The organism is Rhizobium sp. 862_C5_N1_2 (assembly GCF_051811205.1).
Classification (GTDB): domain Bacteria; phylum Pseudomonadota; class Alphaproteobacteria; order Rhizobiales; family Rhizobiaceae; genus Rhizobium; species Rhizobium leguminosarum.
Genome location: NZ_JBPWPT010000001.1, coordinates 3481506 through 3501041, shown reverse-complemented (window position 1 = coordinate 3501041; position 19536 = coordinate 3481506). Strand labels below are relative to the sequence as shown.

The following is a 19536-nucleotide window of genomic DNA, read 5'->3' as shown; positions in this document are numbered from 1 at the left end:
ATGATTATACGCGTCGTCAAGTCCATGAGCGCGGCTCTCCATCATTCGCAGGTGCAATCGGGGAACTGGGACCTGACAATTGCTTTGCCTTTGCCGGGATGGACTTGCGGGACATTCAATCTAGGAAAGTCGCATGAATTCGGAATTTGCCGTTCGTTCGATGCGGCCCGGCGAACTGGAACTCGTGCTCGAATGGGCGCGTCAGGAGGGCTGGAACCCGGGCCTTGACGATTCGCTTGCGTTCCTCGAGGCTGATCCGTCAGGATTTTTCGTCGGCTCGATCGGTGAAGTCCCCGTCGGTTCGATCTCGGTCGTCAAATATGGCGAGAGTTTCGCCTTCCTGGGCCTCTACATCGTCCATCCTGATTTCCGCGGCAAGGGTTACGGCAAGGCGATCTGGGAGGCGGGCATCGCCAGCGCGGGACACCGCACGATCGGTCTCGACGGTGTCGCCGCACAGCAGGAAAACTACCGCAAGGCCGGCTTCGAACCCGCCTATTCCACCATTCGCTACGGCGGGGTCGCCAGCTCCCTGCCTGTCTCGACGCTTGTCGCGCAGTCGGTGCTGGATTCACGTCTCGAAGGCCTGCAGCGCTATGATTCGGCGATCTTTCCGCAGCCGCGGGATGCCTTCCTCACCTCCTGGTGCACCGGCCGTAAGGGCCGCCGTTCGGCGGTGGTGCGCAAGAGCGGTAAGATCCGCGGCTACGGCACGATCCGCCGCTGCTACGAGGGCTACAAGATCGGCCCGCTCTTTGCCAATGATGCCGATAGCGCCGCAGCGTTGCTTGCCGAATTGATCCCGGAGGCGAAGGGGGCCGCGGTCTTCATCGACATTCCCACGGCGAACCACGAGGCGGTCGCGCTTGCCGAAGGCCTCGGCCTTCAACCGGTGTTCGAGACGACGCGCATGTATCGCGGGCCGGCGCCGGCCATCCCGCTGAAGCACGTCTTCGGCGTGACAACGTTGGAACTCGGTTAGGCTCTAATCCATAGGTGAGGCGGGCACGGTCTGTGCCGACGCTTTCGGACGGCCCTTTTCGGCGATCGCGATGCCGCCCAAGGTCAGCACCAGCGCGATCACATGGAAGGACTGCAGCCTCTCCCCGATCAGGGCGACGGAGAGCAGCGTTCCGAACACCGGCACGAGATTGATGAAGAGGCCGGCCCGGTTGGCGCCGATTGCGACGACGCCTTTGATATAGAGGATCTGCGCGACCAGCGACGGGAAGATCGCCGTGTAGAGAGTGATGACCCAGCCGGCCTGGTCCGGCCACTGCGCAGCGCCGCGGCCGACCTCCCAGAGGAGCAGCGGCAGCGAGGTCAGCATCGCGCCGAGCGCCGGGACCGCCATCAGCGTGCGCCAGTCGAGCGGCGGCTTCCAGCGTAGGAAGATCGTGTAGACCGAATAGGCGGCAATGGCGATCAGCATCAGCCCGTCGCCGCGGTTGAGGCCTAGTTGCAGCAGCGTTGAGAGGTCACCATGCGCGGCGGTCAAAGCGACGCCGATCAGCGTCATGCCGAAGCCGAGACATTGCGCCAGCGAGATGCCGGTGCGGAAGAACATGAAATTCAGCAGGAAGATCAGCATCGGGATGCCGGCCTGCTCAATGGCGACGTTGATCGCCGTTGTATATTGCACGGCCGAGTAAAGCATGGCGTTGAAAAGGGTGTAGCCGATGACGCCGTAGAAGAGGAGCAGCGGCAGGTTCTTCCTGACCACCGGCCAGTCCTTCCGCAATTGCGGTATTGAAATCACAGCGATCACCGCCACGGCGAGGAACCAGCGCAGGAAGGTCAGCATCATCGGGCTGATATGCCCGAGCGCGAGTTTGCCGGCGACGGAGTTGCCGCCCCAGCAAAGGGTGGCGATAACGAGGCAGATATAGGCCGTGGCTTGCAATAGCGTTCTTCCCGTCTTTCCGCGATCGCCGTGCGGCGTTTTGTGAGGGGAAATAGCCTGTCGGCTGCTGATTTGTCACGTAAAAAGCCCAATCTACTGTGACAACAGGGTCGCTTTCCAAAAAACAAAGCTTTATAGATGCGCGGGTTTGAGCAGGTGCGCGGTTCCGCGCCGGTAACAGGAAGAGTTGGATGACGAACGTAGTCGTGGTCGGTTCGCAATGGGGTGACGAAGGCAAGGGCAAGATTGTCGACTGGCTTTCGGAGCGTGCAGATATTGTCGTGCGCTTTCAGGGCGGACACAATGCCGGCCACACGCTCGTCATCGACGGCACCAGCTACAAGCTCTCGCTGCTGCCGTCCGGCGTCGTGCGTCCCGGCAAGATGGCGGTGATCGGCAACGGCGTCGTCGTCGATCCGCATGCGCTGATCGCTGAGATCGAAAAGCTCGCCGGTCAGGGTGTGACGATCACGCCCGAAAATCTGCGTATCGCCGACAATGCGACGCTCATCCTGTCGCTGCACCGCGAGCTCGACGCGATGCGCGAGGATGCCGCATCGAACAGCGGCACCAAGATCGGCACGACGCGCCGCGGCATCGGCCCGGCCTATGAAGACAAGGTCGGGCGTCGCGCCATCCGCGTCATGGATCTTGCCGATCTCGATAGTCTTTCCGGCAAGGTCGACCGTATTCTGACGCATCACAACGCGCTTCGCCGCGGCCTCGGTGTCGCCGAAGTCAGCCACCAGGCGATCATGGACGAACTGACCTCGATCGCCGATCGGGTACTGCCTTTCCGTGATACGGTCTGGCTTTTCCTCGACAAGGAGCGTCGCAAGGGCTCCCGCATCCTCTTCGAAGGCGCGCAGGGCAGCCTGCTCGACATTGATCACGGCACCTATCCCTTCGTCACCTCATCGAACACGGTGGCCGGTCAGGCCGCCGCCGGTTCAGGCATGGGGCCCGGCTCGCTCGGCTATATCCTCGGCATCACCAAGGCCTATACGACACGCGTCGGCGAAGGCCCGTTCCCGACCGAGCTGAAGGACGCGATCGGTGAGTTCCTTGGCGAAAAAGGTCATGAGTTCGGCGTGGTGACCGGACGCAAGCGGCGCTGCGGCTGGTTCGACGCCGCACTTGTGCGCCAATCGATTGCCACCAATGGCATCACGGGCATCGCGCTCACCAAGCTCGACGTGCTCGACGGTCTCGAGGAATTGAAGATCTGCGTTGGCTATATGCTCGACGGCGAACAGATTGATCATCTTCCGGCAAGCCAGGGAGCGCAAGCTAGGGTCGAACCGATCTACATCACGCTGGAAGGCTGGAAGGAATCGACCGTCGGCGCCCGCAGTTGGGCGGATCTGCCGGCACAGGCGATCAAGTATGTTCGCCAGGTCGAAGAGCTGATCGGGGCGCCTGTCGCGCTCTTGTCCACCAGCCCGGAGCGGGATGATACGATACTTGTGACCGATCCGTTTGAGGATTAAGCTCACGGGTCACTGTGGAGGATGGTTCGGTAGGGTACCGGACTTCTTGAGAAAGTACTGATGGCGGATTTTATTGCAGTCATTCGGCGGGCCGTTGACGGCTTGGCTGAAAATACCCCCGAGATGCGGGTGAAAGTCTACGAACGTGCCCGCGGCGCAGTGCAGCGGCAGCTCGAGAATATGAAGCCGCGTCCGCCGGAAGCCATGCTGCAACGCCAGCTCGAAAAGCTCGAGGCCGCCATCCGCGAGGTGGAAGGCGAACACTCCGAGGCGCTGCCGCTTGATGAGCCGGTCGCCGCCGTCGCCGCGCTGGAATCCGCGGAAGAGCAAACGCTTCACGACGAAAGCGAACCGGCGCCTGCGCCGGAGACGGCTGTCGAGGAGCCGGTTGACGAAGCCTATCCGGAACCGCAGGCGGCCGAGGTCGCCGACGAGCCCGATCACGTGGAAGCCGCCGCGCCAGAGGACGCTGAGGAAGAGGTCGCTGCCGAGGAGCCCCTTTCCGCGGAAGAACCTGTTCCCGCCGAGACAGCGGTTTCGCCGGAGACATCCGGTCCCGCCGAGACATATTGGCATCCCTCGCATGAAGAGGAAGCGCCAGCCGAGGAATGGCATGCTAGCGAGGCGCGCGACGTCGCTGCCGAAGAGGTGTCGGCCGAACATGACGGCTGGGAGCCGCCTGCCGCGCATCGCAGCGAGCAAGCCGACGAAGACCGTGCCGACGAGCAGCATCCCCTGGAAGCCGACGAGATCGCGGCCGAGCCGGCGGCGGTGGACAACGAGGAGCCGGCGGCCGAGGAGGCTTACGAGCCCGTCGAGCCGTTGCCGCCGATCACCCGCGGCATAGACCATGCATCCAACCGGCTGGTGGAGCCGGTCGCCGATTTCGATCGTCAGCAGGAATTCGTCGAGCACAGCCGCGAGGAGCCGTTGCAGGCCGATGCTGCGGCGCATTTCGACCCGGTCTGGGCCGAGCCCGTTGCCCAAACGCCGGCTCCGCCGCCCAAGGATGCGGAGACCGAATGGGCGGAAGAGGAACTCAGGCAATATTCGCAGGCGGCGCCGGTCACCGCGGATGCCTCGGCGCGCGCCTTCGAAGAGGTGATATCGAGCCTCGAAAATGCGGCCCCCGCGGCCGTCATGCCGGCCGCCAAGGAAAGTTTCTCCTGGGAGACAGCCGCCTTCGACGATCTGCCGCCGATCGAGGCCGGCAGCAATAAAAAGGCGCCGGTTGCCTCTCATTTCGACGATGTCGATATCTTCGCGGAAGTGCACAACGGCAAGCCCGCGGCTGCTAGCGGCGCGCCGAGCGAAGACTGGCGCGAGGCGAAGGCGCTGCGCGGCTACGACCGCCGCGGCTCGGTCGCCGCTGATGACGATGACGCCAATCCGTCCATGGATATCGATCAGATCGTTGCCTCCAAGCTGCAGGGCAAGAGTTTCCGTATGGAGCCGAAGCGTCGCCGCTTCGGCATCGGTACCGTGATCACGCTCATCTTCGCACTCATCCTGATTGGTGGCGGCGCCTATGCCGGCTGGATGAACAGAGAGGCGCTGGTGGCGATGGTCGACGGGCTCGTCAGCTCGGCACCGTCGCAGGCGACCAAGAACGAGGCGGCAACACCGCCGGCTAGCTCGGCGACGCCTGCCCAGCCGGGCGCGGTGACGCCGGCCCAGCCGACCACACCAGGAGCGCAGAATACCCCAGCGACGCCGGCGCAGCCGAACCCGCAGGTAGCGTCAATGAACAATGACGGCGCTGCGGCCAATTCGAAATTCACCCAACGGCTGCTGACCGATGGGACCGAGGTCGACAGTGGACCGGCGACTGTGCCGGGAACACCGACTGCGGAAGGAAAATCGGTCGCCGAACAGAATGTCGCGGCAGCAGATACGCCGCCTGCCAGCGCGCAGGGCGATGTGGCACCCGCCGAAACGCCGACGCCAAACGGCCCGGTGGCATCGCCGCAACAGACCCCACCCGTCGGTTCGTCGGAAAAGATGTTCCTCTATGAGGAGCGCATCGGTCAGAGTTCGCCGACGGCGATCGAGGGATCGGTCGTCTGGAGCGTGCAGCACGAGGCCGGCCAGGATGGCCGGCAGGAGGCGACGGTACAGGGCAACGTCACCGTTCCCGAACGCAATCTTTCGGCTCTCGTCACCTTCAAGCGCAATTCCGATCCGTCGCTGCCGGCAAGCCATCTCGTCGAGATCGTATTCTCGGTGCCGCCGAATTTCGAAGGCGGCAGCATCGACAGCGTCCAGCGCATCTCGATGAAGCGCACGGAGCAGGACCGCGGCGACGCGCTGATCGCGGTTCCGGCCAAGATCACCGACGATTTCCATATGATCGCGCTCAACGATTACCCTGATGCGCGCAAGGCCAATCTCGACCTGATGTCGACCCGTAACTGGATCGATATTCCGATCACCTACCGCAACGGCCGCCGCGCGCTGCTGACGATGGAAAAGGGCGGTACGGGAACGGACGCCTTCAATACCGCGATCAAGGAATGGACCGCGCTCGGGGATGTGTCGACGAGCCAGTGAGGGTTTCTTCAGCAACGCCGCCGGACCTTTGGGGTAGCGCTGAGACTGCGGTAAAAAAGTGAATGAAAATGAAAAGGCGGGCCGCAAGGGACCCGCCTTCTTCAATTGTATCGCGCGGCAGGCTTATGCCGTGGCTTCGACGACGCGGACGGCCTTGGCGCGTTCCAGGGCTTCCTTGCGGACCGCGTCCTGCACCTTTTCGAAGGCGCGGACCTCGATCTGGCGCACGCGTTCGCGGCTGATGTCGAATTCGGTCGAAAGGTCTTCCAGGGTCACTGGATCCTCGGCGAGACGGCGAGCCTCGAAGATGCGGCGTTCGCGCTCGTTCAGCACGCTCATCGCTTTCGCCAGCATGCGCCGGCGGGTGTCGAGCTCATCCTGTTCGATCAGCACGTCTTCCTGGCTGTCATGGTCGTCCACCAGCCAATCCTGCCATTGGCCGCTGTCACCTTCGGCTGCCTTGATCGGTGCGTTCAGCGAGGCGTCGCCGGAGAGGCGGCGGTTCATCGAAATGACCTCCTCCTCCGAGACGTTCAGCTTGGTGGCAATTTCCGAGACGTGCTCCGGCTTCAGGTCGCCGTCATCGATTGCCTGGATGCGGCCCTTCAGCCGGCGCAGGTTGAAGAACAGCCGCTTCTGGTTGGCGGTCGTGCCCATCTTCACCAGCGACCACGAGCGCAGGATATATTCCTGGATCGAGGCCTTGATCCACCACATGGCATAGGTGGCGAGGCGGAAGCCGCGCTCGGCATCGAATTTCTTGACGGCCTGCATCAGGCCGACATTGCCCTCGGAGACGACTTCGCCGATCGGCAGGCCGTAGCCGCGATAACCCATTGCGATCTTCGCGACAAGGCGAAGATGGCTGGTAACGAGCTTGTGGGCGGCGTCCCGGTCACCATGCTCGGCATAACGCTTGGCGAGCATGTATTCCTGCTGCGGCTCCAGCATCGGGAACTTGCGGATTTCGTCGAGGTAACGATTGAGACCGGCTTCACCGGCGGTAATGGACGGCAAGGTATTTCGGGCCATAGTGCACCCTCCTAAAGTGAATTCCGGTTCCCGATGGAAACGCGTCCTCGCGTTAAAAAGGCAAACCGGGACGTGCGGCTCTCTCCGAGCCCGCACTAAGTCAATATACAGATAAGTGTGGCGAAACGGCGGTTCAAGGTGCCGCTCACGCAGCTGTGAGTTGGAAGGCCGGCATTCAGAGCCGCCTTTATCGCCGCAGCGCCTCGACCAATTCGACCATATCATCCGGCAGCGGCACCTCGAAATGCATGATTTCGCCGGTGCGGGGATGCTCGAATTGCAGCATGAAGGCATGCAGCGCCTGGCGGCCGAAACCGTTGACAACCTTGCGGATCTCTTCGGGCAGAAGATTGGCCTTGGTCTTGAAGCCGGCGCCGTAAACCGTATCGCCGAGCAGCGGATGGCCGATATGGGCCATGTGGACACGGATCTGGTGGGTGCGGCCGGTTTCGAGGCGGCACTCGACCAGCGAGGCGAACGCGGTCGCGTCCGGCTTCTCATGGAAGCGCTCGATCACCTGGTAATGCGTGATCGCCTCGTCGGCGTCCTGACTGTCAGGACGTTTGACGGCGCGGCGCGTGCGGTCGCCGGTGGCGCGGCCAAGCGGCGCGTCGACTGTGCCAGACAGCGTGCGGGGCCGGCCCCAGACGACTGCCTGGTAGGCCCGCTCCAGCGGCATGGTGCGGCCGTGGTCGGCAAATTGCAGCGAGAGGTGGCGATGGGCAATGTCGTTCTTGGCGACGACCATGACGCCTGTCGTGTCCTTGTCGAGGCGGTGGACGATGCCGGGGCGGCGCACACCGCCGATGCCGGAGAGCGTGTCGCTGCAATGGTGGATCAGCGCGTTGACCAGCGTCCCCGTCCAGTTGCCGGGGCCGGGATGGACGACGAGGCCGGAAGGCTTGGAAATGACGATGACGTCGTCGTCCTCATGGAGGATATCAAGCGGGATGTCCTCGCCCTGCGGCGTCGGGTCTTCCGGCTCGGGCAGCGTGATCTCGAAACTATCGCCGGTGCGCACCTTGCGTTGCGGGTCGGTGACGGGTTGGCCGCGCAGAAAAACCTGGCCATCCTTGATCAGCGTCTTGATGCGGCTGCGCGAAAATTCCTCGCCGACCTGCGCCGTCAGCCAGGCGTCGAGCCGGCCTTCGGCGCTTTCATCGGCGGTCAGGACTTTTCTATTGCCGGCGGCTTGTTTAAAGGGGTCGCTCAAGACGCTTCTTCTCCGACGTATTTTTTAGAACGGGACGCACAGATGACAGCAATCGAGCCAGACGACCAGGAAGAGAAGCCCCTTGATCCGGCGATGGAAAGTGTCCGGCGCAAGATGGTCCGCCTGCAGATCGTTTCCGGCGCCATCATGTTCGTGAGCCTTATGGCGGTCTTCGGCGCGGTTGTCTACAAGGCGATGCACAGCGAGCCGAAGGAGACGGCGTCCACTGTTGCCGCCTCCGGCGTGCCTTCGGATGCGCCGCTTGCGGCAACCGTTTCCCTGCCGCTTGGCTTCAAGGTGCAGTCCACATCGTTTTCGGCCGGGCAGATCCTGTTCTACGGCGAAACGGTCGAGGGCAAGAGCAAGGCGCTGGTCTACGATCTCAGGACCGGCCGCACCGTCGCCGACGTCACCGTCGCGGGCAATTGAGGCCGGCATGGCCGCCGTCCCGATCGACATCGACAGCGCCGACGATCCGCGCGTCGCCGAATTCCGCGATATTCGCGAGCGCGACCTGACCGGCCGAGAGAACCGCTTCATTGCCGAAGGCACCGTCGTGCTGCGCATGCTCGCCGAGGCACATGCGGCCGGCCGCGGCTTTATCGCCGAGAAGATCCTGCTGCTGCGCAACCGCGTCGAGGGCGTCCGGCCCATCCTGGAGCGGTTTCCGGCCGATGTGCCGGTCTATGTCGCCGGGGCTGATGTGCTCGACGGCGTCGTCGGTTTCCATCTGCATCGCGGCGTTCTCGCGCTCGGCCGGCGGGAGGATCGCGGGGAATCTGCCCTTCTCGACGCGCTGCCGGAGCAGGCGCTGGTGCTCGTCGGTTGCGGCATTTCCAATCACGACAATGCCGGCTCGATGTTTCGCAATGCGGCTGCCTTCCGGGCCGATGCGGTGCTGCTCGACGAAACCTCCTGTGATCCACTCTACCGCAAGGCGCTGCGTGTCTCGGTCGGTTCGGTGCTGGGCGTTGCGCACCGTCGCGGCGGCGAGGCGCTGGATGTGCTTCTGGCGCTTGCCGAACGGGACTTTGCCATCTGGACGCTTTCGCCGCACGGTAAGACCGATATCCGCGCCATTCCGGCCTCGACGCGTATGGCGCTCGTCGTCGGCACCGAAGGCGAGGGGTTGCCGGAGGCGCTGCTTGCGCGGTTCCAGAGCGCGCGCATTCCGCAGTCGGAGGAACTCGACAGCCTCAACGCCGCGACGGCAACGGGGATCGCACTGTTTTCCATGGCCTCGGCGATGGGCCGGATCTAACGCATGCCTTCTCAAATCGAAATCGATTTTCAGGGTTCTGCGCCAATTCAAAAATGATGGCGCGCCGCGCTAAGGCGTCAGCGCGCGCGATCGGCGATGATCGCGGCCGCCCTGTCGGCAAGGCTGACGCGATCGTTCGGATTCCTTTCCGCAGCATCCAACAGCAGTGTGCGGATCGGTGAGGAGGGACCTTCGTTAAGTGCGGTCAGCGCCACCATATTGGCGGCGATCGAGGCGATCTCCTCGCGGATCGCGCCATCGCGCCCGGTTGAGGCCTTTGCCTTTTCCAGCCGCTCGGCAAGGGCGGCACTGCGCGTGCGGACATCTTCGCCGATCTCAGACGTGACGACGGCGGTGTCGAGCGCGGATGCGACCGTGTCTTCGGCCGGCATTTCCGCCGGCAGGTCCGCCACCATCCCGGCAAGGCCGGCGTCGCGCAGCACCCGGTTGACCTTGCGGATTTCGGCGTTGGCGGCCTTCAACTGCTCCTTCAACTTGGTGATCTCCTGCTGGCGGCGCGCGACCAGGGTTTCCTTTTCGGTGGCGGAAGCGCTCTCGCGCGCGGCCTTATCCTCCAGACGGATTACCATATGCTGCTGCTGCGTCAGTTTCTGTTCGGCATCCTTGGCGCGCTTCTGCAGCAGGCTGACGTCCTGGCGCAGCGTGTCGCGTTCGTCGCGCAGCGCGTTGACACGGAATTTCAGGCTCTCCGCCTCGGTCTCGCGCGCGGCCAGGTCGATCCTCAGCCCATCGGCCTGTTCACCGAGCTTGCTCAGGCGCGTCCGCATCGTCGCCAGTTCGCTTTCCTTGTTGGCAGCGGACTGCTCGGCAATATGCAGGTTGGTCTTCAACTGGCTGATATAGTTCTCGTCCTTGCGCAGATGCGAGCGTTGGTCGGCTGCTTCGACATGCATCTCGCCGATCTGCGCCTGCAAATCGCCGATCTCGGCGGCGAGCCTGCCGGCGTCGACGGCGAGGGCGTCGTGGCGAAGCTGGAACGACAGGGATTTCTCGCGCTCACGCAGAAGGTCCTGGGTGGTGCGGGCATTTTCGGCGGCATAAAGCGCGCGCACCATGTCTTTCTGGGCGCGAACCTCTTGTGGGCTCAGCGGCATCGTCGCTTTCAGCCGGTTCTCTGTATACCAGACAATACGGCGGTGAACGGCCGGCGAGACCAGAAAGACGAGGAAGGCCGCGGTCAGGAAGCCCAATCCGAACAAAAGAGCATATTCGATCACGGCGCGGCCATCGGTAAGAAGGTTGATACGGGTCAGCCGCGATGATTAAGCAGGCATGACGCCCATGGCAAGGCCGCCGGTGGGGACGGCGGCAGATTCCGGCGGCTTTGCGGCCTCAGAAGGGGTTCCAGGTCGGCGCCTGGGTGATCTTGAGATAGCCGACGTTGACGCCGAGGCGGGCACCGACGCCGGTGCGGATCGGCACGACCAGCACATCGTTGTTCTTGAGCAGCGTCATGCCGAAGCCGGCGATGACATAGGCCGAGCCGCTGACGCCGCCGAAGCGGGCATAGATGCCGTTGATGGAGGGCAGGTCGTAGACCAGCATCATCACGCGCGAGCCCTGGCCGCCGTAATCGAGGCCGAGCGAGGGTCCCTGCCAGTAGAGATTATGTTCGCCAGCGTTCTTGGTGTTCAGCTGGCCTTCGCCATAGGTAAGGCCGGCGATGAAGGCGCCGCCGCCTTCTTGTCCGAGGATATAGCCGTTCGGCAGGCCGTATTTCTGGAAGGCACTCTCGACGACCTTGGCAAGTCCGCCGCTGGCGGAACCGAAGAAGGAGTGGCCGGCGTCAACGATTTCCTGCATCGTGTACTGGCCGTTGTCCTGGGCAGCGGCCGGTGCGGCAACCATCAGCGAGGAGAAGACGAGGGCCGAAAGCAACCTGCAGAAGCCGATGAATCGGTGCGGAAATCGAGGGCGCATTGTGTCATCCGTTCGTCGTTTGGCTAGGAGCGGGCAACCGCTCGCGGCGATTGGTGCATTTTGCGCCGATGATCTTAACAATCGGTTTACCAAATATGGTGTCATTATGGCATCGAGTACGATCGCAAACTTCGCGCAATTTTGATGAAGTATATTCCGGGCGCAATGAAATTGCCGCCCCTCAGGAGACGATGATGTCCAAGAACCCCAATCTCACCCTGTCCGGCCCGGATCTGGCCGCGCTTCTTTGCAGCCGCGTTTGCCACGATGTCATCTCGCCCGTCGGCGCGATCAATAACGGGCTGGAACTGCTGGACGAGGGCGGCGCCGATTCCGATGCGATGGACCTGATCCGCACCAGCGCCCTCAACGCGTCCGTCCGCCTGAAATTCGCACGCCTCGCCTTTGGTGCGTCGGGCTCCGTCGGCGCCTCGATCGACACGGGCGAGGCCGAACGCGCTGCCAAGGATTTTGCCGTCGCCGAGAAGAAGACCGAGGTGATCTGGAACGGACCGCGCGCCATCGTCGCCAAGAATCGTGTCAAGCTGCTGCTCAACCTCTTCCTCGTTGCCTATTCTGCCATTCCGCGCGGCGGTGTACTCGAGGTAACGCTCGAAAATCCCGAATTCGATGCCAGGTTCAAGCTCACGGCCAAAGGCAAACTGATGCGCTTGCCGCCGAAATTCGTCGAGATATCGACCGGCAACATCGAGGAGGCGATCGACGCCCATTCGATCCAGCCCTATTACACAGTACTTCTGGCGCAAGAGTGCGGAATGACGCTCGATCACAGCGCCAGCGCAGACGAACTGGTGTTCACGGCAGTGGCCGCGGTGGCCTGATTTCGGAGCGCGGACGCGTGTCGGCGCCCGTCCGGTAACGATTCGTTAGCCTGATGAACCTATTCTCCAGGGTTGTAAGAGGCCTCTTGCTGCGACGAATGCGGGGGCAAAGGAGCGGCCATGCAAAGGTTCATGATCACCGATAATTCGGACATCGTCCGCAAGGTCGGCAAGCGCATTCTCTCCGAACTCGATTTTCTCGTCAGCGAAGCCTCCAATGCCGGCGAGGCGCTGCAGCGCTGCCAGGCGGAGCTGCCGGAATATCTGATCGTCGATTCCGGCATGGAAGGCGCCCTCGATCTCATCGCCGCCATCCGCGCAATGGACGGCGGCAAAGAGGTCAAGATCTATTACTGCGTCGTCGAGGCGGATCTGAAGAAGCTGATGGCGGGCAAACGGGCCGGTGCGACCGACTTCCTGCTGAAGCCGTTCGATCGCAAGATCCTGACCGCGGTTTTCGGAAACCGCGCGATCGCCGCCTGACGCAGATCTTCCGCTCATATCGGTTGTCCCTCGAGCATCATGCCGAAAGTGCAAGTGCGTTCGGCCGTCGCCACGTCCTATTTTTTCTTAAACGAGACACGGAGGATCAGGCCTATCCAGCCTGAAATCTTCCGTCAGGGTGGCTTCTTATTTGCCCAGGGCAGAAACGAAAAATCCCGCCGGAAAGGCGGGATCTTCGTTTATCCGATAAGGGGGATCGGAAAAAATCAGGCGGTTTCTGCGTATTCGGCCCCATCCGGTTCGCGAAGAACGTAACCACGGCCCCAGACGGTCTCGATATAGTTGGCGCCGCCGGCAGCGTTGGCGAGCTTCTTGCGGAGCTTGCAGATGAAGACGTCGATGATCTTCAGTTCCGGCTCGTCCATGCCGCCGTAAAGGTGGTTCAGGAACATTTCCTTGGTGAGGGTGGTGCCCTTGCGGAGCGAAAGCAGCTCCAGCATCTGATATTCCTTGCCCGTCAGGTGGACGCGCTGGCCGCCGACTTCGACAGTCTTGGCGTCGAGGTTGACGATCAACTCGCCGGTCATGATGACCGACTGGGCATGGCCCTTGGAGCGGCGGACGATGGCGTGGATGCGAGCGACGAGCTCGTCCTTGTGGAACGGCTTGGTCATGTAGTCGTCGGCGCCGAAGCCGAGGCCACGAACCTTGTCTTCGATGCCGGCCATGCCCGACAGGATGAGGATCGGCGTCTTGACCTTGGACAACCGGAGAGTGCGAAGCACTTCATATCCGGACATGTCGGGCAGGTTCAGATCGAGAAGGATGATGTCATAATCATACAGCTTGCCCAGATCAACGCCTTCTTCACCGAGATCGGTGGTATAAACATTAAAACTCTCTGATTTCAGCATCAACTCGATGCTCTGCGCCGTCGCGCTGTCATCCTCGATTAGAAGTACCCGCATAATTATCCCCTTTACCGCCGCCGAAAGGTGGTCTGGCCCCCTACACGATACCGAACACGCTACGTGATTTGGAAGCTGCCACGAAATGGTTAACAAATTCTAATTCACTCTGGCAAGGAGTATCGAATTTATTAAATAATTTTTCCATTTCTCTGTTTTCCAATAGGAATCTCAAAAAGGCGTTCCTCAACTTTAACATTAGGAAACAGCGCTAAGTGATTCATCCGACTCGCCAATGAAAAGGTTCGAACTTCATGCCGTGGCATTTACCGACCCTTAAATCATAGGGCCTATCATTAACGATGCCCGTAAACGAAAGGTTACCAGCGGTAGGTATTTGTTAATATCGCAGGAAATTTTTTAGCAAACCGTGTCAAAGCGGCGCGCAGGGCGGTTTCAAGTTGAGCCGGGGTCTCGCATCACGGGAGTAATGCGTATGAAGTCGCGAGAAAGTCTCGTTCGCCTGAAGGAATTTCAGGTGAACGAAAAACGACGTCAGTTGCAGCAATTGCAAATGATGATGTCTGAATTCGAACGGATGACGAAGGATCTGGAGAGCCAGATCGTCGTCGAGGAAAAGAAGTCCGGTATTTCCGACCCGAATCACTTTGCTTATCCGACCTTCGCCAAGGCCGCGCGTCAGCGGGCCGATAACCTGCAGGTTTCGATCAAGGAACTGAAGACGCAGGAAGAGACGCTGGAAATGGCGCTCGAGGAGATGCAGGCGGAATATGCAAGGGCGACGGCGCTGGAAGAGCGTGACAGCGGCGCCCGAGCAAGGGCGTAAGAGAAAAACGGTGGGCGCCGGTTTCGGCGCCTGGGATCGCCGCTGAGAAGCCATGTATGACGGGCGCGCTGTCCGTCATACATGGCTTTTGGTGTTTTCGCCTCTCGGCGTCAGCGCCTCGGTGCAGCTCTCGCCGAAATCGAGGCTGTCACGCCGAAGGCGATTGAAGAGGCGACCTCCAACGCGGGTCACATCGAGCGTGATTCACGCGACGCGAGTCATGACTTTTTATGCGCCGCCCCAAACCTGCAGCCTGTCTTTGAGCGACGCGCAATAGAGCGCCGTGCGTCCTTTCGGACGCGCAAAGGACGCTCTAACTCTTTCAATCCGCGCATCGTGCTTTCTGACAACCGATTCCGATTTTCTGGCAGATGCGCTAGTTCACGACATCCTTCCATTCCGGATGGCGTTGCGCCTGCGCCTTGAAGAAGGGGCAAAGCGGGATGATCTTCCATCCGCCGGTGCGGGCTGCTTCCACGGCGTGGAGCGCCAATGCCTGGCCGACACCCTTGCCGCGCAACGCATCGGGAACGGCCGTGTGATCGATGATGACGAGCTTCGGCGATGTGCGCGAATAGGTCATCTCGGCCTCGTGCCCCTCCACCTCGGCCGCATACCGGCCGCCGGAGGCGCCTTCCTCGTTTCGAATGTTCATTGTCTTTCCTCGCAACGGATAGTGTCGTAGCGGACCGTGACATGGCGGCGCGGTCGTGCCAAGCCGTGGAGGCAAGACAGATACAAGACGGAGTGTTCATGCAAAATATCGGATCGATACGAGGTTCGGGGCAATGAAGGCGCTCTCAATGATTCGCCCCGTGCTTCTCGTGGCCGCGCCGTTCTTCCTGGCGCTCGGCCTCGTGTTACCGCTGGTCCATTTCGAGACGCTGTATTTCTTCGACGAGACGCCGTCCCTCATCGAAATCATCGTCTCGCTTTGGCAAGGCGGGGATGGCCTCCTGGCGGCGATCGTTGCACTGGTTTCGATCCTGCTCCCGTCTCTGAAGATTATCGGGATCGCCGCAGAAGCGACGGCCACCGGCGGTCAGGCCGGCAGCCTGTTCTATCGTCGTGTCGTACCGCATCTGTCCAAGTGGTCGATGATGGACGTGCTGCTGGTCGCGATCGTCATTGCGGCGGCGAAGACGACGGGGCTGGCGGATGCCTTCACGCAGCCAGGCCTCTGGTGCTATGCGGCCTCGTCAATGATTTCGGGCCTTCTTCATTCCCTGATGGGAGATGCGTCCGGCCCGAAATAGATGTCGTCGATGCTGGCGAGTGATCAGTGACGATATTGCTGAATGCGCGTGGTGCGCAGGCCGGCGAGACCGTGGCTGTTGATCGACGACTGCCAGGAGAGGAATTCTTCGACCGTGAGCGTATAACGCTCGCAGGCCTCTTCCAAGCTCAACAAGCCACCGCGAACAGCCGCGACAACCTCTGCCTTCCGGCGAATCACCCAGCGCCGCGTATTGGGCGGCGGAAGATCCGCGATCGTCAGGGGGCTGCCATCGGGGCCGATGACATATTTTACTCGGGGACGTATCATTTCGGTCATTGGACTCTCTACACAACGCAAGACCACGAACCCCACTCTAGCCTGCCACATTTAAAAATTGCCTAAACCCATCGTAAGACTTTGATAACAAATTTAGATGCCCTCGGGCCGCGGATTTGGGGGCGGCCGCCTGCCGCTACGTCAATTTGTAGCGCCTGCATGGGAGCCATGCGGAATAAAGATTAGCTGATTTCCCGGGATGATCTTCTAAGTGCTGCAACAAATGAATGAGCGCAAAACTTCGACTCCGCTCTTCCCGCTGCATTAGTCCAGTTTGCGCTTTTGACGCTTCGTGTCCTCGGGATGCGGGGCAGAAATCCGTCTCTGCTGATGCTCCGGCGCGAGCTTCTCGCCGCCGGCAGCGAGGCCGAGCCGATGCTGGCCTTACGAGGATACGAAGATGGAAAGACCTGAGCGCGCAGTCGACGACTGCGCTGAGGATGCTGCATTTTCGCCGTCGAAGGCCGTGGGCGCCGGGGCTTCGTTTAACGACGGCAAGGAACGGCTCGGGGAGATGGCGAAGCTTGCGGGCTTCGATTTTTATCTGCTTTCGGTTTTCCCGCGCGGCGACCGTACGGCTTTCATCGAAAACCGGCTGATCAGCAACTGGCCGCTAAGCCTGGTCGGCTTTTACGAGGCCGCCGATCTCTTCTATTGCAGCAGACTGGTGACCGCGATGAAGCGGACGATCGTGCCGATCTTCTGCAAAGAGGGGTCGTTTGCGGGCAGCGCCGCCAATCAGGAAAACCGTAGACTCAACACGCTCTTTCAGATGCACGGGCTGAAGAATACCTTCGCCTTCGCGCTTGCATGACGCTGACCTGAAACAATACATCTTCGCCTTCTCAGGCGACTGTCCTATGCCCACGCGGGAGCAGGCGATGGCGCTGCTTTACGGCTGCATGGAGCTTCTGGACAAGGTTTCGCGCAATGGCAACCCCGGAAACGGTCCGTCGGAGACGCTCACCCGGCGCGAAATCGAATGCCTGCGACGCCGCCTGATTCCTTAAATCGGAATCGACTTAAGGAATCAGGCGGCAATTCAAAGTGCTACAGCGTCCTTTGCGCGTCTAAAAAGACGCGCGGCGCTGTAGTCGGCGGCCGGCAAGAGCAGCGACGAGAGATCGCGATCATTCTCGATCTCTCGTCGCATACGGTGGCAGGTTATCTGAAGAGCGCGATGCGCAAACTCGATTCGGCCAACCGCATGCAGGCGGTCGCCAGAGCATTCCGGTGCCGGATGTTCTAAAGCGCGTGGCATCGCGCTTTAGGTCTTTGTTTTATGCATGTCGGTTTCGCAAAACCGCTGCACACTTTTCGGCGACATGCACAAGGCAGCCGGTCTCTTCTCACAAAGCTTAAAGCTTAAAAGCCTTTTCCGCGGGTCAGCTCCGACACGACGGTTCCGAAAATGATGCGCATGTCCATCACGATCGAAAAATTCCCGACGTAATAGAGATCGCTGGCGATGCGGGCGCGCGCCTTGGCCGGACGATCGGTCGGGCCGCGCAGGCCGCGCATCTGGGCAAGACCCGTCATGCCGGGGCGCATCGCATGGCGCTGATGGTATTCCGGTACGAGCTCTTCGTAGAGCATGCCGCCGGCGCGCATGCCGATTGCATGGCAACGCGGGCCGACGACCGACATGTGGCCCAGCAACACGTTCAGCAGCTGCGGCAACTCATCGACATTCGTGCGGCGCAGGATGGCGCCGATGCGAGTTATGCGCGGATCGTTCTTCACCGTCTGGGCAACACCGGAGACATCGCAGAGGTCGGTGCGCATGGAACGGAACTTGTAGACCTTGATGGCCTTGCAGTTCTTGCCCCAGCGGGTCTGCTTGAAGAGCACCGGTCCCGGGCTGTCGAGCTTGATCAGCAGGGCGACGAACAGAAGGAACGGGGCGAGGACGAGGAGGGCGCTCAACGACGAAAAAATGTCGAACGCCCGCTTCAGGACCAGATCCACCAACGGCGCCTGTGGCGCATCGCTATGGATAACAGGGGTCTGGATCTTCAGGCTCGGCTGCTGGCGGCGGCTCGGCCGGAAGGAGTCTGTCGAAATGCTGTTGTTTAGTTCCGTGATGCTCAAGGATCGTACTCTGTTGTCTTCGAGGGGGGCGCGGCGGCAATAGGCGATCAATGGTTAACCCTGTCACCAGGGCTGCACTCAGGTCTTGGTAACCCTACTAAAACGGAAAAATGCGACAATTGTGTAATGGTGTCCAGAGAAATATCGCATCGCAGCAAATCTTTCGCATGTGCGTTAAGTTGAGGCAAGCTCATGATATTTCGTTAAGAATTGGAATTTTGTCAAAGTTTCTAGGCCTTTGGCAGGGCTTCACAGGGGGGTGGCGACGTGCCGTTTCGACACGTGACCCAGGTCTCTTAAGCATATTTCTTAACGGAACACGGGGCGAAACTATTCTGATGAAGATATCGATCACTGTCGAAGCCGTGCCGAAATGTGACAAAATCAAGGCAGGATTGATGGCGCGCAGCGTCTTGAAAAGATGCAGGGCAACGAATTTGCGGCCCGAATCGCTCAGTGAGGCCCGATAACGCGAATCACTTCACAGCTCGAGAGGGGATCGTGGATGCGCTTTACGGAGGGACGCTTGCGCAGTTGAGGCGCGCATGCCCGAGGCCGGTCGCGGATTGTCGCGACAGGTCTGAGCTCATGGTTACGATGCAGAGAATCGCGCCGCTTGCCGGTATTCAACGATCTTAAGGATGGTCACGCCGGTTCGAGGACGCGTTTCCTGCCGCCCCAGGAGATGAAGTTCGGGTTGGCGAAGTCGAAATCGGCCGCCGTTCCCGTCTTGCCATAGGTCAGCGGCGTTCCGTCCAGCGTCACTGTCGAACCGCCAGCGGCGCGCAGCACCGCATCGCCGGCCGCGGTGTCCCATTCCATCGTGCGGGTGAAACGCGGGTAGACGTCGGCCTTGCCTTCGGCCAGCAGGCAGAATTTCAGCGAGGAGCCGATATTGGTGCATTTGAAGATCGCGTGGTCGGCGAGGAAGCTTCCGGTCTCCGGGCTGTTGTGGCGAAGGCTTGCAAGCGCCAGCCTGTCTTCAGGCTGTTCGCGCACAGTGATTGTGCTGCGTGCGCCAACCGTGAAATCGTCCGCGACGACAAGCCTTTCGGCGTGGCCGCGTTCTCCCGAGAAGGCAAGTCCGAGCGCTGGCGCGTAGACGATGCCCGCCACCGGGGCGCCGTTCTCGATATAGGCGATGTTGACGGTGAATTCCTGCCGTCCGTCGACGAACTCGCGGGTCCCGTCGAGAGGGTCGACAAGAAAGAAGCCACGGCCGGCAATGTCGGGCACTTTTCCGGCGGCGACCGATTCCTCCGCCACGACGGGTATTTCGGGATAATCTCTGGCGAGATGAGCGAGGATGATGCGTTCAGCCTCCTCGTCGGCGACCGTGACCGGACTGGCATCCGCCTTCATGGCGACGGGGAAGCCTTCGCGCAAGACCGTGATGATGGCCTTGCCGGCTTCGAGTGCCGCCTTTTCAAATGTCCTCAGCATTGTCCTTTTGCCGTTC

Annotated in this window: 19 protein-coding genes and 1 pseudogene; 10 read left to right on the top strand and 10 right to left on the bottom strand. The window is 61.2% G+C overall.

Features of this window, described 5'->3' with window-relative positions:
* Positions 1 to 133 precede the first annotated feature (133 nt).
* Positions 134 to 982, top strand: coding sequence for a GNAT family N-acetyltransferase (locus ACD590_RS17565; protein WP_439003101.1), 849 nt, complete (start codon positions 134 to 136; stop codon positions 980 to 982).
* Between the two features lie 3 nt (positions 983 to 985).
* Here ACD590_RS17565 and ACD590_RS17560 read toward each other — a convergent pair whose 3' ends face one another.
* A complete protein-coding gene (locus ACD590_RS17560) occupies positions 986 to 1903 on the bottom strand; it encodes a DMT family transporter (protein WP_439003100.1) in 918 nt (305 codons plus the stop codon).
* A 191-nt stretch (positions 1904 to 2094) separates the two neighbouring features.
* On the opposite strand from ACD590_RS17560, the gene ACD590_RS17555 reads away from it, so the two are divergent.
* Both ACD590_RS17555 and ACD590_RS17550 read left to right on the top strand, forming a co-directional pair.
* Entirely contained in the window at positions 2095 to 3393 is a 1299-nt protein-coding gene (locus tag ACD590_RS17555; protein ID WP_018243320.1) for an adenylosuccinate synthase, read from the top strand.
* Between the two features lie 60 nt (positions 3394 to 3453).
* Positions 3454 to 5943, top strand: a complete 2490-nt coding sequence (locus ACD590_RS17550) for a hypothetical protein (protein ID WP_439003099.1) — start codon at positions 3454 to 3456, stop codon at positions 5941 to 5943.
* A gap of 123 nt (positions 5944 to 6066) precedes the next feature.
* Here ACD590_RS17550 and rpoH read toward each other — a convergent pair whose 3' ends face one another.
* Positions 6067 to 6975, bottom strand: a complete 909-nt coding sequence (rpoH, locus tag ACD590_RS17545; protein WP_018243318.1) for an RNA polymerase sigma factor RpoH — start codon at positions 6973 to 6975, stop codon at positions 6067 to 6069.
* A gap of 187 nt (positions 6976 to 7162) precedes the next feature.
* On the bottom strand, positions 7163 to 8188 hold the full coding sequence (locus ACD590_RS17540; protein WP_018446896.1) for an RluA family pseudouridine synthase: 1026 nt from the start codon (positions 8186 to 8188) through the stop codon (positions 7163 to 7165).
* 42 nt (positions 8189 to 8230) lie between these two features.
* Here ACD590_RS17540 and ACD590_RS17535 point away from each other — a divergent pair, with 42 nt between their 5' ends.
* Together ACD590_RS17535 and ACD590_RS17530 are read left to right on the top strand one after the other, a co-directional pair.
* A complete protein-coding gene (locus tag ACD590_RS17535) occupies positions 8231 to 8617 on the top strand; it encodes a hypothetical protein (RefSeq protein WP_018243316.1) in 387 nt (128 codons plus the stop codon).
* A gap of 7 nt (positions 8618 to 8624) precedes the next feature.
* On the top strand, positions 8625 to 9449 hold the full coding sequence (locus ACD590_RS17530) for a TrmH family RNA methyltransferase (protein WP_439003098.1): 825 nt from the start codon (positions 8625 to 8627) through the stop codon (positions 9447 to 9449).
* A 77-nt stretch (positions 9450 to 9526) separates the two neighbouring features.
* Here the strand turns inward: ACD590_RS17530 and ACD590_RS17525 are convergent, their stop codons facing one another.
* Both ACD590_RS17525 and ACD590_RS17520 read right to left on the bottom strand, forming a co-directional pair.
* On the bottom strand, positions 9527 to 10687 hold the full coding sequence (locus tag ACD590_RS17525; protein WP_439003097.1) for a hypothetical protein: 1161 nt from the start codon (positions 10685 to 10687) through the stop codon (positions 9527 to 9529).
* Positions 10688 to 10802: 115 nt separating this feature from the next.
* Entirely contained in the window at positions 10803 to 11390 is a 588-nt protein-coding gene (locus tag ACD590_RS17520; protein WP_028733268.1) for a DUF1134 domain-containing protein, read from the bottom strand.
* Between the two features lie 194 nt (positions 11391 to 11584).
* Between ACD590_RS17520 and chpT the strand changes: the two genes are divergently transcribed.
* Both chpT and ACD590_RS17510 read left to right on the top strand, forming a co-directional pair.
* Positions 11585 to 12232: a histidine phosphotransferase ChpT gene (gene chpT, locus ACD590_RS17515; RefSeq protein WP_112904771.1), complete on the top strand. Its 648-nt coding sequence runs from the start codon at positions 11585 to 11587 to the stop codon at positions 12230 to 12232.
* A 120-nt stretch (positions 12233 to 12352) separates the two neighbouring features.
* A complete protein-coding gene (locus ACD590_RS17510) occupies positions 12353 to 12715 on the top strand; it encodes a response regulator (protein WP_010069020.1) in 363 nt (120 codons plus the stop codon).
* 227 nt (positions 12716 to 12942) lie between these two features.
* Here ACD590_RS17510 and ctrA read toward each other — a convergent pair whose 3' ends face one another.
* A complete protein-coding gene (ctrA, locus tag ACD590_RS17505; RefSeq protein ID WP_003542362.1) occupies positions 12943 to 13644 on the bottom strand; it encodes a response regulator transcription factor CtrA in 702 nt (233 codons plus the stop codon).
* Positions 13645 to 14080: 436 nt separating this feature from the next.
* Between ctrA and ACD590_RS17500 the strand changes: the two genes are divergently transcribed.
* A complete protein-coding gene (locus tag ACD590_RS17500) occupies positions 14081 to 14431 on the top strand; it encodes a hypothetical protein (protein ID WP_007630691.1) in 351 nt (116 codons plus the stop codon).
* A 376-nt stretch (positions 14432 to 14807) separates the two neighbouring features.
* On the opposite strand, the gene ACD590_RS17495 is transcribed toward ACD590_RS17500, so the two are convergent.
* Positions 14808 to 15086: a GNAT family N-acetyltransferase gene (locus tag ACD590_RS17495; RefSeq protein ID WP_018446890.1), complete on the bottom strand. Its 279-nt coding sequence runs from the start codon at positions 15084 to 15086 to the stop codon at positions 14808 to 14810.
* Positions 15087 to 15141: 55 nt separating this feature from the next.
* Here ACD590_RS17495 and ACD590_RS17490 point away from each other — a divergent pair, with 55 nt between their 5' ends.
* A complete protein-coding gene (locus ACD590_RS17490) occupies positions 15142 to 15687 on the top strand; it encodes a paraquat-inducible protein A (RefSeq protein ID WP_439003096.1) in 546 nt (181 codons plus the stop codon).
* A gap of 23 nt (positions 15688 to 15710) precedes the next feature.
* On the opposite strand, the gene sciP is transcribed toward ACD590_RS17490, so the two are convergent.
* Positions 15711 to 15986: a CtrA inhibitor SciP gene (gene sciP / locus ACD590_RS17485; RefSeq protein WP_007533628.1), complete on the bottom strand. Its 276-nt coding sequence runs from the start codon at positions 15984 to 15986 to the stop codon at positions 15711 to 15713.
* 400 nt (positions 15987 to 16386) lie between these two features.
* On the opposite strand from sciP, the pseudogene ACD590_RS17480 reads away from it, so the two are divergent.
* Positions 16387 to 17235, top strand: a pseudogene (locus ACD590_RS17480) (LuxR C-terminal-related transcriptional regulator).
* Between the two features lie 116 nt (positions 17236 to 17351).
* Here ACD590_RS17480 and ACD590_RS17475 read toward each other — a convergent pair.
* Complete coding sequence (locus ACD590_RS17475; RefSeq protein ID WP_018243308.1) at positions 17352 to 18077, bottom strand: sugar transferase; 726 nt, start codon at positions 18075 to 18077, stop codon at positions 17352 to 17354.
* 645 nt (positions 18078 to 18722) lie between these two features.
* Entirely contained in the window at positions 18723 to 19520 is a 798-nt protein-coding gene (cysQ, locus tag ACD590_RS17470) for a 3'(2'),5'-bisphosphate nucleotidase CysQ (RefSeq protein WP_028733272.1), read from the bottom strand.
* Positions 19521 to 19536 lie beyond the last annotated feature (16 nt).

Coding starts and splice junctions, on each gene's coding strand:
- ACD590_RS17500 (WP_007630691.1), top strand. CDS start 14,081: ATGAAGTCGCGAGAAAGTCTCGTTCGCCTGAAGGAATTTCAGGTGAAC.
- ACD590_RS17530 (WP_439003098.1), top strand. CDS start 8,625: ATGGCCGCCGTCCCGATCGACATCGACAGCGCCGACGATCCGCGCGTC.
- ACD590_RS17520 (WP_028733268.1), bottom strand. CDS start 11,390: ATGCGCCCTCGATTTCCGCACCGATTCATCGGCTTCTGCAGGTTGCTT.
- ACD590_RS17510 (WP_010069020.1), top strand. CDS start 12,353: ATGCAAAGGTTCATGATCACCGATAATTCGGACATCGTCCGCAAGGTC.
- ACD590_RS17565 (WP_439003101.1), top strand. CDS start 134: ATGAATTCGGAATTTGCCGTTCGTTCGATGCGGCCCGGCGAACTGGAA.
- ACD590_RS17555 (WP_018243320.1), top strand. CDS start 2,095: ATGACGAACGTAGTCGTGGTCGGTTCGCAATGGGGTGACGAAGGCAAG.
- ACD590_RS17495 (WP_018446890.1), bottom strand. CDS start 15,086: ATGAACATTCGAAACGAGGAAGGCGCCTCCGGCGGCCGGTATGCGGCC.
- rpoH (WP_018243318.1), bottom strand. CDS start 6,975: ATGGCCCGAAATACCTTGCCGTCCATTACCGCCGGTGAAGCCGGTCTC.
- ctrA (WP_003542362.1), bottom strand. CDS start 13,644: ATGCGGGTACTTCTAATCGAGGATGACAGCGCGACGGCGCAGAGCATC.
- ACD590_RS17550 (WP_439003099.1), top strand. CDS start 3,454: ATGGCGGATTTTATTGCAGTCATTCGGCGGGCCGTTGACGGCTTGGCT.
- chpT (WP_112904771.1), top strand. CDS start 11,585: ATGTCCAAGAACCCCAATCTCACCCTGTCCGGCCCGGATCTGGCCGCG.
- ACD590_RS17535 (WP_018243316.1), top strand. CDS start 8,231: ATGACAGCAATCGAGCCAGACGACCAGGAAGAGAAGCCCCTTGATCCG.
- cysQ (WP_028733272.1), bottom strand. CDS start 19,520: ATGCTGAGGACATTTGAAAAGGCGGCACTCGAAGCCGGCAAGGCCATC.
- sciP (WP_007533628.1), bottom strand. CDS start 15,986: ATGACCGAAATGATACGTCCCCGAGTAAAATATGTCATCGGCCCCGAT.